The sequence below is a fragment of the Streptomyces sp. NBC_01454 genome (assembly GCF_036227565.1).
Lineage (GTDB): Bacteria > Actinomycetota > Actinomycetes > Streptomycetales > Streptomycetaceae > Streptomyces.
Genome location: NZ_CP109461.1, coordinates 151,163 through 164,624 on the forward strand (window position 1 = coordinate 151,163; position 13,462 = coordinate 164,624).

The 13,462-nt window shown below is 69.3% G+C and carries 7 protein-coding genes and 1 pseudogene; 5 read left to right on the plus strand and 3 right to left on the minus strand.

From position 1 onward, the window contains the following. A complete protein-coding gene (locus OIU81_RS37340) occupies positions 1-1,266 on the minus strand; it encodes an IS701 family transposase (RefSeq protein WP_443073911.1) in 1,266 nt (421 codons plus the stop codon). A gap of 209 nt (positions 1,267-1,475) precedes the next feature. After that, positions 1,476-2,666 (minus strand): patatin-like phospholipase family protein, encoded by a 1,191-nt coding sequence (locus OIU81_RS37345; RefSeq protein WP_443074898.1) that lies wholly within the window; start codon positions 2,664-2,666, stop codon positions 1,476-1,478. A gap of 253 nt (positions 2,667-2,919) precedes the next feature. Here OIU81_RS37345 and OIU81_RS37350 point away from each other — a divergent pair. Beyond that, positions 2,920-3,600, plus strand: a pseudogene (locus OIU81_RS37350) (DEAD/DEAH box helicase); the annotation flags it as partial. After that, positions 3,597-4,922 carry an SWIM zinc finger family protein gene (locus tag OIU81_RS37355; RefSeq protein ID WP_329142654.1) on the plus strand — a complete coding sequence of 442 codons (1,326 nt, stop codon included), beginning with the start codon at positions 3,597-3,599 and terminating at the stop codon, positions 4,920-4,922. The pseudogene OIU81_RS37350 and the gene OIU81_RS37355, both read left to right, overlap by 4 nt. Before the next feature lie 341 nt (positions 4,923-5,263). Here the strand turns inward: OIU81_RS37355 and OIU81_RS37360 are convergent, their stop codons facing one another. Then, positions 5,264-5,935: a hypothetical protein gene (locus tag OIU81_RS37360; RefSeq protein ID WP_329142653.1), complete on the minus strand. Its 672-nt coding sequence runs from the start codon at positions 5,933-5,935 to the stop codon at positions 5,264-5,266. Between the two features lie 811 nt (positions 5,936-6,746). On the opposite strand from OIU81_RS37360, the gene OIU81_RS37365 reads away from it, so the two are divergent. From OIU81_RS37365 to OIU81_RS42535, 3 genes are all read left to right on the plus strand, one after another. Beyond that, complete coding sequence (locus OIU81_RS37365) at positions 6,747-10,709, plus strand: Pls/PosA family non-ribosomal peptide synthetase (protein WP_329142652.1); 3,963 nt, start codon at positions 6,747-6,749, stop codon at positions 10,707-10,709. Continuing rightward, entirely contained in the window at positions 10,706-12,109 is a 1,404-nt protein-coding gene (locus tag OIU81_RS37370; RefSeq protein WP_329142651.1) for a M1 family metallopeptidase, read from the plus strand. The genes OIU81_RS37365 and OIU81_RS37370 overlap by 4 nt, the downstream gene beginning before the upstream one ends. Positions 12,110-12,258: 149 nt before the next feature. Continuing rightward, positions 12,259-13,337, plus strand: a protein-coding gene (locus OIU81_RS42535; protein WP_443073910.1) for an IS630 family transposase whose coding sequence is annotated in 2 segments (ribosomal slippage) — positions 12,259-12,760 and positions 12,760-13,337 — 1,080 coding nt in all. Because the reading frame shifts where the segments join, the coding sequence is not laid out codon by codon here. Positions 13,338-13,462: the final 125 nt, after the last annotated feature.

Sequence of the window (13,462 nt, forward strand, 5' to 3'; positions counted from 1 at the left end):
TCAGGCCGACGCCGTCTCTTTTGGGGATCGGCTCAGTCGCTGAAGGGTGCAGAAGGCGTGCGCGACCGAGACGAGGGTGACGTGGTGGTGCCAGCCTGGCCAGGTTCGGCCTTCGAAGTGGGCCAGGCCCAGGGCCTGTTTCATCTCGCGGTAGTCGTTCTCGATGCGCCAGCGGAGCTTCGCGGTGCGCACGAGGACGGGCAACGAGGTGGTCTCAGGCAGGTTGGAGAGCCAGAACTGCACGGGCTCGTCCTGGTTGGCGGGCCATTCGGCCAGCAGCCAGCGGACCGGAAGCTCGGTGGCGGCTGTGGCCTTGCGGATCTCACGTCCGGCGGGCCGGACCCGCAGGGCCACGAAGCGCGAGTACATGCGCTTGTGTCCGCTGCGGCCACTGCCGGGCCGCGATCCCTCCCTCCACTGCACCGGCCGCGCGGAAGATTTACCGGCCGCGATGACCAGGCTCTTCACCCTCTGTGCTGGCTCGGGGTAGGCAGGAGCCGGCCGTCGGCCCCGGTCGGGGAAGGCCGGGGTGCACGGCTGCGCGTCCTCGGGTTGCGCGGTGGTCGTGGTCGAGATGCCCACCACGTAGTCGAGGCCGCGTTCTTCCAGACCGAGCCGGAAGGCGGCGGTGTCCCCGTAGCCGCCGTCGGCGATGACCTGGGGCACCTCGATGCCCCAGGACCGCGTCTCGTCGATCATGTCGAGGGCCAGCTGCCACTTCTCGACATGGCCGACCTGGGCGGGGATAGCGCACTTGTCACGACGGGCCACCTTGGCCGGATCGGCCTTCGGTGAGGCGGGATCCCAGCTCCCGGGCAGGAACAGACGCCAGTTCACCGCCGCCGAGGCGCCGTTGGAAGCCAGGTGCAGCGAGACCCCGGCCTGGCAGTTGGTGACCTTGCCCGCGGTGCCGGTGTACTGCCTGGTCACGCACGCGGACGCGTCCCCGTCCTTGAGGAACCCGGTGTCATCGATGATCAACGCGGTGGGTTTGACGACCGGCTGCATACGCCAGGCCAGACGGGCCCGCACATGCGCCGCATCCCACGGGCTGGAGGTGACGAAGTGGGCCAGGGCCTGCCGGTTCCCGTCCTCGCCCAGGCGGGCGGCCATCGGCTCCACCGACTTGCGCCCGCCGTCCAGCAGCAGGCCCCGCAGATAGACCCCGCCCCACCGTCGCTGATCCGCCCGCGCGAACGGCTCGAACATCTCCGCCGCGAAGTCCTCCAGATCACACCGGACCGCAGCCAACTCCCCACTCAGCACACACGGTCAACGACACGACCGATCAAGAAGACACGCCATCAAGGACCGCACATGACCAAGCCCTACTAGTGGCTGCCACTCCTCCCCAATGGACCCTGTGCCCAACGCCTTCCCCTCAATGACCGACTTAGGGTCCCACTCTCGCAAACCGGACACCCCCCATACGTCTCCCGTCTCAACAAGCGTCATATCTTCCTCCCTCTGGCCAATCAGAGCGCCACCTCAGGGAAAGGGAATTCCGTGGGAGGGCTCAACGACCTGTCCACATGTGCGCGCAGCGCCGCATCACATACGGCATAGCCCCAGTTCACCAGCTCAAAGCGATCACGCTCACTTGGCGATGCCAGACGAGTACGGATGGCTGCCAGACGCAGAGCCTCTGTGTAGGGGCAGGGGAGTGCATCGGCGAGATGGTAATTCTCTATGTCTGTCCGAATTCCCCAATAAGCTCCAGTGAAAGAATTGCGCTGGTAGCCATCAATCAGGGCGCGTTTCCGCAGCGCTCGAACCTGGTTGTCCTCGACCGCGAGCACGCGTCGCAGTTGGCCCAGCCAATTGTCCTGCGGCCGGGGCGTTGGGGAAAGGTGACCGCCGCCGTCGCTCACGAGTAGTGTCGTACAACGTTTGGCGGATTCCAGCGCGAGATTGTCGTATATCCCACCGTCGCTGAGTACGACGCGTGAGGTGTACGGCTCGCGCTGCATGCGCGGATCAGCTCCCCGCCAACTCCAGGCGTCCGGGGAGAAGCGGAGGATAGCTGGCGACAAGAACGGAGGAAACGCCGACGACGCCGCCACGGCCTCCGCGAGCCCGACGTCCGGCTTCTCGATTCCTCCGACCTTGTAGTCACGGGCATATGACTTAGAGAAACGCCAAAGGGCTCCGCTCTGCATATTCGTGGCGTTGATAACGAATCGCGGGTGATCGGGTATCTCCTGGAACGTTTTCCCGTGAAAGAGGTGCTTCCCGTAGGCAGCCGCCACCCTGCGTGCGCTACCCCCCGGTGTGGCAAATCCCCTGGCGACCGCTGGCATGTCAATCGTCTGACGCGATAGGGACAGGAGGGGGTTGAGTACCAGGTCACGGTAGCTTTGCGAGAGGTCGTCACCAGCGATCATCGCGTCCCACTGCGAGGCAAGGTGGCCTGCAACGATCGATCCACCGGACACGCTGGACACCAAGTCCAGCCGCTGTACCCACCTGAGCTCGCACAGCCTCAGAAGCGCGCCCGCATGGAAGAGCATCGCTCGGTAGCCACCGCCAGAGAGGCACAGTGCAACCGGAAGCTCGGCTCCGGCCGTCCCTTCGGCTGACGCAGCCATACCGACTCCAGAGGTCTCGGCCTGGGCGAACTGTGCCGTCGAGCTTCCCCCACAATTCCAGTGGAACACCACCCTCATGCAGGCGCAACGCAATGCGAGACGGTGACGCGACGCCACATACGACAGAGGACCGATGGACAACTCTCGGTGGCCTGACCGATATCCTAGAGACTGGAGACACCGGAATGGCGACGTGTGACCTTCGTCACATTTACTCTTGCGGTCGTGGCAGAAAGAGACACACCGAGCACCTCAAGGAACCGTTGGTTGGGGATGCTGGCGCCTCCATAAAGCGACACGAGCTGCGTGGGACACGGCAGCTGCAACGACTCAGGCGGTGGTCCGCGAAGCTCTGGCCGAGATCGGCGCCAGCACCGGCATCGCCCGGCGTGGCCTGGTGGTCAAACTGCTCACCGCGCTGAAACAGACCTGCAACCACCCCGCCCAGTACCTGAAGGAGCCGGCGGGTAAGACGGTGGGCCGTTCGGGGAAGCTCGAACTGCTCGACGAACTGCTCGACACCATCCTGTCCGAGGAGGGCGCGGTGTTGGTTTTCACCCAGTACACCGCGATGGCCCGGCTGATCGAGGCGCACCTGTCGGCGTGCTCGGTGCCCGTCCAGTTCCTGCACGGCGGTACCCCGGTCAGTCGGCGCGAGGAGATGGTGCGGCGCTTCCAGGATGGGCAGGTGCCCGTCTTCCTGCTCTCCCTCAAGGCGGCCGGGACCGGCCTGAACCTGACGCGGGCAGGGCATGTGATCCACTTCGACCGCTGGTGGAACCCGGCCGTGGAGGACCAGGCCACCGACCGGGCCTACCGGATCGGCCAGACCCAGCCGGTCCAGGTGCACCGCATGATCGCGGAGGGCACTGTGGAGGACCGCATCGCCGAGATGCTCAAACGCAAGAAGAATCTCGCCGACTCCATCCTCAGTGGAGGCGAAGCCGCGTTCACCGAGCTGACCGACGCCGAACTCGCCGAACTCGTCCAGCTTCAGACGGGCCCCCGATGAGCCGTCCGAAGAACGCCGACGACGGCCGCAGCCGGACCTTCCCCCCGCTTCCCCCCGCCCGCGGCCGCCGGTCCTTCGCCGAATCCTGGTGGGGCAACGCGTGGGTGGAAGCACTCGAAGGCAAGCACCGTTCCACCACCGGGCGTCTTGCGCGGGGGCGGACCTACGCACGCGGCGGCAACGTCGGCGAGATCACCGTCACCCCGGGCCGGGTGGCCGCCCGCGTCCAAGGCAGCCGCCGCGCGCCGTACCGCACGTCGATGGACATCCCCCAGCTCAGCCCCCGCGACTGGGAACTGCTCCTGGATACCGCCGCCGGCCAGGCCGGGCACATCGCGGCTCTCCTCGACCGGCACATGCCCACCGCCCTGGCCGACGACGCCGCCCGGGCCGGCGTCCGACTGCTGCCCCGGCAAGGCGAACTGACCCCCCACTGCTCCTGCCCCGACTGGGGCTACCCCTGCAAACACGCCGCCGCCGTCTTCTACCAGGTCGCCCGCCTCCTCGACCACGACCCCTTCGTCCTGCTCCTGCTGCGCGGGCGCGGCGAGCGCGAACTCATGGACGAACTCCAGCGGCGCAACGCCGCCCAGGCAGCGGCCGAGGACACCGCACTGCAGGCCCTCGCCCCGCCCGGACTGCTCGGTGTGCCCGCCCGCGACGTATTCGCCGCCGCCCGCGCAGGGACAGCACCCCTCCCTGCCCCGCCACCCGCGGTCGACCACCCAGGCCAGGTCGCATCCTTCGCAACCACGGGCGACCCGGCACCCGAACTGGACCCGTCGGCCCTGGAATTCCTGGCAGCCGACACCACCGCTCGCGCAGCCCGGCTGCTCCGCCAGGCCGCGCGGCCCCACGGCGTCCCGCACCAGCCCACCGGCCCGGCCGGCCTCACCGCGGCCGAGGATCTCGTACGCCTCGCGGCGGCCGAGCCTGGGCCGGAGGTCTTCGCCCGGCTCTGCCGGCACGCAGGCCACACCCCACAGGCGCTCACACGAGCGGTACGGGCCTGGCAGCAGGGCGGCGCCACAGCCCTGCCGGTCCTGGACAGCGCGTGGGACCCAAACCCCTCGCAACTCAACCTGGCCCGCGAGGCGATCAAGCAAGCGTGGGAGGGCGAACAGCCCCCCAGACTGCGCACCGCCCGCAACCGGTTGACGGTGAACGGACACGGTGCCCAGCTACGGCTGGGCACCGACCAACGCTGGTACCCGTACCGCAAGGAACAGGGCGACTGGTGGCCGGCCGGACCCGCAGACCCAGACGTGACAGCAGTACTGGCCGCGCTGCTCGCCGGCCTGGACAGCATTGCCAACCATTGACAATGCCCCTCCGACGCCGCCTGCGCGGCGCGGTCTGCTGCTGTCTGTCCGTGACGCCGCGTCGTCCGCAGGACGCGAAACGGCCCACCGGTGGCGGGGCTGTTCGTCGGGCCGAATCAGTGGGAGTCGCGGTCGACGCGGCGGCGCTGGGGGAGTGGCGGTTTGCCAAGCCCCCGGTTTCGTCAGCTCCACTTCTACGCGCCGAACACAAGCGCCTGCGCCGGATCCGCACGACCTCGCGGGCCTGGGGAAGAGCAGGGATCGCCGCATGGTGATCATGCTGTGCTGCGGGTGCTCATCGGCCCCGAGGCGCCAGGCGCGGTGGTGCTGCATCTGGCTCGCTACTGCTTGAGGCCGAGCGTGGCTTCCGCCGTGGTCCAGTCGTGGGCGATGGCGTACTGGGCTTTCGTCAGCTCTACCTTTCCCGTGCAGATCGCGGCCTTGAGCCTGTTTTCCACCACGTCTTTGGGGTTGTTGGGCCCGGAGCCGGGCCGGTGGCCCGGAGAGGGGGGCTCGACCCACAGATTGCGTGCGTCGTTGGGGTCGCCGCCCAGTTCCAGGCTGACGAGGTGGTCGTATTCAGAGTCGTGTGGGTTTCCCGTATAGCCGTACGATGCGGCGTTGGCCTTCTTCTCGCGGCTGGTGATGCTGAGGGGCGGCCGGATGCCGGAGGTGTAGCCGCTGCGGCAGATCGTGGTTTTCAGTGTGCCGGGTGTGACGTTGGGATTGGTCGCCCCGGGCGTGCACTTCGAGTCGGGGAGTGGCTGTTTGTCGGCGGTGTAGCCAAAGTGGCAGGAGCCTGGGGCGGGCTGCTGCTGAACGCTGTACGTGCTCTGAGGTCCGGGGCCCGTGGGGAGCGAACCGGGCGGCACAGAGGAAGCGGACGTTGATGTTCCGGGGTGTGCGGAGTCATTCTTCGCATCGGAGTGCGTCTGGCCGGACGAACAGCCGGTGACGGCGGTCGCCAGAATGGCGAGGGCCACGACTGCGGCCCGGCGTGCGGGGATCGGCATGGATAAGGACTACCCCGTTCCGCCACGCTGTACCGCGGTGGTAGGAGCGCGGTCATGTCACAGCCCTGGAACGCGCCGTGTGCGCGGGTAGGGAGACGGTGCTGCATGACGAATGTCATTCGTCTTCGCGCTGTGGTATCGGGAGTGGGACCGGGTTCCGCCGCGCGCATACACACCACCCGGGCGTATCCCGATGTCCTCTTCCGCAGATGCAGGCGGCCGGCCTCGTGCCGGAGCACCGGGAGCCCGTGTTCCGGCACTTGCTTGTAGCTGTCCTTCACCAATGCCATGGCGTTCGGTCCCACCGGTGTGATGCTGCTCAACCGCTGGGCGAAGTTGCTCATACTTGTGGAGGCTGCTGATCGTTGTTCTGGTCGTCGCCCGCGCGGTCAACATCCCGAAGTGGCCGCACAGCGCCGCCCCGTGTAGCCCCGTGTGGTGGTGGGGAGGTTTTGGCGGGAAGTGTCGAGGTGGCGTTCGGATGAAGTCGTAGGTTTTGGCATTACATAGTCAAAGCTTGGCTTGCTGGCTCCGCGGCAGGCCGCTGGCGAGCCTCTGATCTGGGTTTTTCCCGGAGAGCGGCGTACGTCCGAAAACAGTTTCCGTGCCTGGTCAATTCTTTCCCCTGGGGTGGTCAGGCTCTGGCGGCTGCGATGAGGTGTCACCTGCCGAACCATGGCCGGAGCCCGGGTCATGTGCGTTCGATTGGGGGAATTCCGGCCCGGAGCGCGAACCCGGCACCAGGTTGGCGCCATCTGTACGGGCGAAGTATCCGCGGGTTTGCCCACCGGACCAGAACAGAGGCATATCGATGTCGCCGTCCCTTCCCCAGCCATCCTTAGAACCGCCCGTGCCGTTGCGCGAACGAGCCGTGTACCGCAGTGGAGCTGCACCCGTTGCGCGGACACTGCTCGGGATACTCGACGCCACGGCCACCGCGTATCCCGAGGCACCCGCCCTGGATACGGGTACCGAGGTGATCAGCTACCGCGAACTGTGCGCGGAGACCGGACGCCGCGCACGGCAGCTCACGGACCGGGGAATCGGCCCGGGGGACCGGGTCGGTGTCAGAGTGCCTTCCGGCACGGCCGACCTGTATCTGTCGATTCTCGCCGTACTGCGCAGTGGGGCCGCCTATGTGCCGGTGGACGCCGACGACCCGCACGCGCGTGCCGCCGCCGTGTTCAAGGAGGCCGGGGTCTGCGCCGTATTGAGCCGGGAGGAGGAGCCACCCGGCCTGCGCCGGTCGGCGGCTGGAGCGCCCTGGGAGCCGGGGCCGCAGGACGACGCATGGATCATCTTCACCTCGGGGTCCACCGGCTCACCCAAGGGAGTGGCGGTCAGTCACCGCTCCGCCGCGGCCTTCGTCGACGCTGAAGCGGAACTCTTCCTCCAGGACCGGCCGTTGGGCCCCGGCGACCGGGTGCTGGCGGGCCTGTCCGTCGCCTTCGACGCCTCGTGCGAGGAGATGTGGCTCGCCTGGCGCCACGGCGCCTGCCTGGTACCGGCCCCGCGCTCCCTGGTCCGCGCGGGCCACGAACTCGGTCCGTGGCTGGTCGAGCGGGGCATCACTGTGGTCTCCACCGTGCCCACGCTCGCCGCGCTATGGCCGGACGAAGCCATGCGCCGGGTACGGCTGCTGATCGTGGGCGGTGAGGCCTGCCCGGCCGCGCTCGTCGACCGCTTCGCCGGCCCGGAACGCGAGATGTGGAACACCTACGGTCCGACCGAGACCACCGTCGTCGCCTGCGCCGCCCGCCTCCGGCCAGGTGTGCCGGTACGCATCGGTTTTCCGCTGAGCGGCTGGCACCTGGCGGTAATCGACGAGTGCGGACAGCCGGTGGCTCACGGTGACGAGGGTGAACTGCTGATCTGCGGGGTGGGCACGGCCCGCTACCTCGATCCCGTCAAGGACTCCGGCTGCTTCCGGCCCTCCGCGGTCCTTCAGACCGCGCGCGCCTACCGCACGGGGGACCTCGTACGCGCCGACCCGGAGGGTCTGGTCTTCGTCGGCCGCGCCGATGACCAGGTCAAGCTGGGCGGGCGGCGCGTCGAACTCGGCGAGATCGACGCTGCGCTCGCCGCGCTGCCCGGTGTACGCGGCGCTGCGGCTGTCGTGCAGACCACCCCGGCCGGGACGCAGGTGCTGGTCGGCTATGTGGTCGCCGAGCTGCGCACCGAGGGTGGCTCCAGCTTCCAACAGGACAAGGCACGGACTCTGTTGACGGAGCGACTGCCGGGTCAGCTGGTACCCGTACTGGCCGAGGTCGACAGCCTGCCGACCCGAACATCAGGAAAGGTCGACCGGAGTGCCCTGCCCTGGCCGCTGCCGGCCGGCCCCGACGAGGCGGATCCCCCCGGCGGACCGCAGGAGCTGCATGGCACCGCCGCCCGGCTCGCCGGCGTATGGGAAGCGCTGCTCGGCATCCGGCCCGGTCTCGACAGTGACTTCGTTGCGCTGGGCGGGACCAGCCTGACGGCCGCCCGGATGGCGTCCCTGCTGCGTGAGCACCATCCGGGCGTCTCCGTCGCCGACCTCTACCGCCATCCGGTGCTACACGGCATGGCCGACCACCTCGACTCGCTCGGCGACACGGCGGACGACACCCGCCAGGTGCGCCCGGTACCGCGCCGGGCAGCCGCCGTGCAACTCCTCGTCCAGAGCGCCCTGTACGGAGTCGCGGGCCTGCGCGGGCTCGTCGGACTCGCCGCCGCGGACAACGTACTCGGACTGCTCGCACCGCACCTCTGGGCACCGCACACCGCATGGTGGCTGGTCATCGTCGGCTGGGTGGTGCTCTTCAGCGCACCGCTGCGATGTGCGATCGGCGCGGGAGCCGCCCGCGCGCTCACCGGCTCCCTCACTCCAGGTTCCTACCCGCGCGGCGGCCGGACGCATCTGCGTCTGTGGGCCGCCGAGCGGACGGTGGCCGCCTTTGGTATCCCGTCCCTCCTCGGCACCCCCTGGGCCCGGCTGTACGCCCGCGCACTGGGCTGCACCACCGGCCGCAATGTCGCGCTGCACACCATGCCGCCGGTGACCGGCCTCGCCGAGCTGGGCGACGGCTGCAGCATCGAGCCCGAGGCCGACATCTCCGGCTGGTGGCTCGACGGGGACACGCTGCACATCGGCACCGTACGCATCGGGGCCGGGGCATGCGTCGGTCACCGCAGCATGCTGATGCCCGGTGCCGTCATCGGCCGTGGCGCCGAACTCGCCCCCGGCGGCTGCCTGGCCGGCGAGATCCCCGACGGCCGCCGCTGGACCGGCTCCCCGGCCCGCCCTGCCGAAGCCCCCGAGCACCTCGCCGGCACCGGCTGGCCCGCGCCCTCCTGGCAGCGCTCGCGGCGATGGAGCGCCGCCTACGCCCTCTCCCTCATCGGCCTGCCGCTGCTGGCACTGCTGACCACCGCCCCCGCGCTCACCGGCGCCTACGCCCTGGTCCACAACTGCGCCACCCTCCCCGACGCGGCACTGCGCCTGCTCGCCGCCGTACCGGTGTTCGCCGTCGTCACGACCGGCTGCTCGATCCTGCTCACCGCCGCCGTGGTGCGCATCCTCGGCCACGGCATCACACCGGGGCTGCACCCCGCGAGCGGCGGGGTGGCCTGGCGCGCCTGGCTGACCACCCGCCTCCTGGACGGCGCCCGCGGCAGCCTCTTCCCGATCTACGCGAGCCTCGCCACACCGCACTGGCTGCGACTGCTCGGCGCACGCGTCGGCAAACACGCCGAGATCTCCACCGTCCTGCCGCTGCCGTCCCTGCTGCACATCGAGGACGGGGCGTTCCTCGCCGACGACACCCTGGTCGCCCCCTTCGAACTGCGCGGCGGATGGATGCGGGTGGGACAGGTCCGCATCGGACGGCGTGCCTTCGTCGGCAACTCCGGCATCGTCGGTCCCGGCCACGACGTGCCCGACCACGGCCTTATCGGCGTGCTTTCCGACGCCCCCGCACACAGCGAGCCCGGCATGTCCTGGCTCGGCCGGCCCGCCATGCCGCTGCCCCGCGTGGCAACCGAGGCCGACCCCGCACGGACCTTCGCGCCGCCGCGGCGGCTGGTCCTGGCACGCGCCGCCGTCGAACTGTGCCGCGTACTGCCGCTGATGTGCGCGGTGGCGCTCGCCGAGGCGGTCCTGCTGGGAGAACAGGACGCGCTCGATACGGGCGGCCTCACCCTGGCCGCGCTCGTCGGCGCACCGCTGCTGCTGGCCGCGGCACTGGCCGCCGGGCTCACTGCCACCCTGGCGAAGTGGCTGCTGGTCGGCCGGTTCACCACGGGTGAACACCCGCTCTGGTCGCCCTTCGTGTGGCGCAACGAGCTGTTCGACACCTTTGTCGAGTCCCTCGCCGTGCCGTGGATGGCCGGCGCGTTCACCGGAACCCCGGTGCTCAACCTGTGGCTGCGTAGCCTCGGCGCCAAGATCGGCCGCGGTGTGTGGCTGGAGAGCTATTGGCTGCCGGAGACGGACCTGATCACCCTCGAGGACGGCGTCAGCGTCAACCGGGGCTGCGTACTGCAAACGCACCTCTTCCACGACCGGATCATGCAGCTGGACACGGTGCGCCTCGCCGAGGGTGCCTCACTCGGCCCGCACAGCATCGTCCTGCCGGGGGCCACCGTCGCAGCGCGCGCCGCCATCTCGGCCTCCTCCCTGATCATGCGGGGCGAGAATGTCCCTGAGGGCACACGGTGGGCGGGCAACCCCATCGCGGGCGAGCGTGCAGCCCGGCCCGAGCCGGCCCGCACCGAGGACGGTGTGGCCGCGTGACCCGGTGCAGCCGCCGCGCCCTGCTCAGGGGCGTGGCCCTGCTGCCGCTCGCCGCGACCGTCGCGGACGGCCTCATCACACCGACCGACGACCGCTACTTCCCGAGCCACGGCACCTACGCCCACCACACCGTCTCCTACGACCTGCATCTGGCCTACGACCCGGGCAGCGGCAGCCTCGACGGACGAGCCCGCATCAACGCCGTGGCCGACCGGCCCCTGGAGCGGGTCGAACTCGATCTGGCACGACTGACCGCCCACAGCGCACGGATCGACGGGAACAAGGTCCGGGCCCGCCAGCACAGGGGAAAGCTGCTCCTGGACACGCCGTACCCAATCGCCCAGGGAGCCCCCTTCACCGTGGAAGTCGGCTACGGCGGGCGGCCGCGGCCGGTCCGCTCGCCGTTCGGACCGATCGGCTGGGACCGCACCGGCGACCCGTATGACGGCACGCTGGTCGCCTCCCAACCCCTGGGAGCACCCTCCTGGTTCCCGTGCAACGACCGCCCCGACGACAAGGCCGCCTTCACGTTCCGGGTGAGTGTCCCGCACGGTCACCACGTCCTGGCCAACGGCACCCTGCGCGAGCGCCGCCGCAGCGGCCGCTCGGAATGCTGGACCTACCACCACCCCGGGCCCATGGCGCCCTATCTCGCGGCCCTCTACACCGGCCGCTTCAGCCACGACGCCGATAACCTGAACATCGGCGCAGCCGGCTCGCCCATCGCCCTGCACAACGCCTACCCCGCACGACTGGCCGAGCCCGCGCGACATGACCTGGCCCGCCAGCCCGACATGCTCCGGGCCTTCAGCAACTACTTCGGCGACTACCCCTTCGAGGCGTACGGCGCGGTGGTGGTCGACGCCGAACTCGCCGCCCCGGTGGAGAACCAGACACTGTCCGTGTTCGGTAGCAACCACATCGACGGACGGCGCGGCTGGGAGACGCTGGTGGCCCACGAGATCGCCCACCAGTGGTACGGCAACAGCGTCAGCCTGCGCGACTGGCGCGACATCTGGCTCAACGAGGGCTTCGCCACCTACGCGGAGTGGCTCTGGTCGGAACACCTCGGCGAGGACAGTGCCGACCAGCTCGCCCGGCAGGAGTGGCACTCACTCCACCGCCGCAGCCAGGACCTGCGCATCGCCGACCCCGGCCAACGCCGCATCTTCGACGACAGGATCTACGTACGCGGCGCCTGCACCCTGCACGTCCTGCGGCGAGCCATGGGCGACCACCGCTTCTTCGGCATGCTCCGCACCTGGCATCGGACCCACCGCGGAGCAAGCGTCGACACCGCCGCATTCATCAACCACGCAGACCGCTGGGCCACTCACCCCATCAAACCCCTACTGCACTCATGGCTCTACGAAAAACCGCTGCCGCCCGGCCTCAGCTGAGCAAGCCGGGGCAGGACCGGTATACGCGAAGGAAAGCGTGACCGGAGCGAGGCCTTCAAAGTGAATCAACATTACTGACTTCAGCTCGTCAGGGTGATTTTTCGTGAAGTCTCTGATGGGGCTGGACTGTCGTCTGTATCCCGTGGTGTATGAGGTATGCAGATGGGGGTGGGCTGAGTCCTGGGGGGCGTCGGCGCCGGGAGTCGGTTCGGATGCGGGCGGTCGAGCTGTTCGAGCAGAAGATCAAGCCGCCGGATGTCGCCCGGCGGCTGCGGGTGAGTCGGAAGTCGGCTTATGAATGGCACCGGCTGTGGCGGGACGGCGGGGCCAAGGCTCTGGCCTCACGTGGACCGAGTGGATCACGGTGTCGGTTGTCGCCACGCTGCCTGGAAAAGCTGGCCGCGTGCCTCGATGAGGGACCTGCCGCGCACGGCTGGGTGGAAGACCAGGTGTGGACCGCGGCGAGGGTGGCCACACTGATCGGCAGGAAGTTCCACGTCTCCTACAGCGTGTCCGGGGCCACGAGGCTGATGCACCGCCTCGGCTTTTCCCCGCAGGTCCCCGCACGACGGGTCGCCGAGCGCGACGAGCAGGCCGTGACGACCTGGAAGGAGGCGACCTGGCGGGAGGTAAAAGGGCACGGGCGGCCTGCGGGGGTTACATCTGCTTCGAGGACGAAGCCGGCTTCACCCGACGGCCGCCCCGCGGACGGACTTGGGGCCGCCGCGGCCACACCCCGGTCGTGACGGTCAGCGGACGCCGCTCCGGACGGCTCTCCGTGGCCGGGCTGATCGCGATGCGGCCCGGCTCCCGGACCCGACTGTGCCACCGCCTGCGGACCCACCCCGCCGGCGGTGGCACGCGCCGCAGCATGGGCGAGCGGGACTTCATCGCGCTCGTCGACGGAGTTCATCAGCTGGTCAGAGCGCCGATCGTACTGGTGTGGGACCGGTTGAACACCCATGTCTCCCACAGGATGCGCGACCTCGTCGCCGAGCGAGCATGGCTGACGGTGTTCCTGCTCCCCGCCTACTCGCCGGACCTCAACCCCGTCGAATGGGTGTGGGCACACGTCAAACGCAGCCTCGCCAACCTCGCCGTCATGGCCCTCGACCGGCTCGAAACCCTCGTCCGCAACCGACTCAAACGCCTCCAGTACCGCCCTCACATCCTCGACGGCTTCATAGCCGGCACCGGCCTCGCCCTCGACAGCCCAACGCCACCCTGACGAGCCGAAGTCAGTAGGAAGGGGCGAGTCCGTTATGCGAAAGCCATACCCTACGGGTGTCCGGGAGCGGGCCACGCGCCCGGCGCTCCGCCGCACTGCCTCCGACTCATCAGCAGAGAGCACAT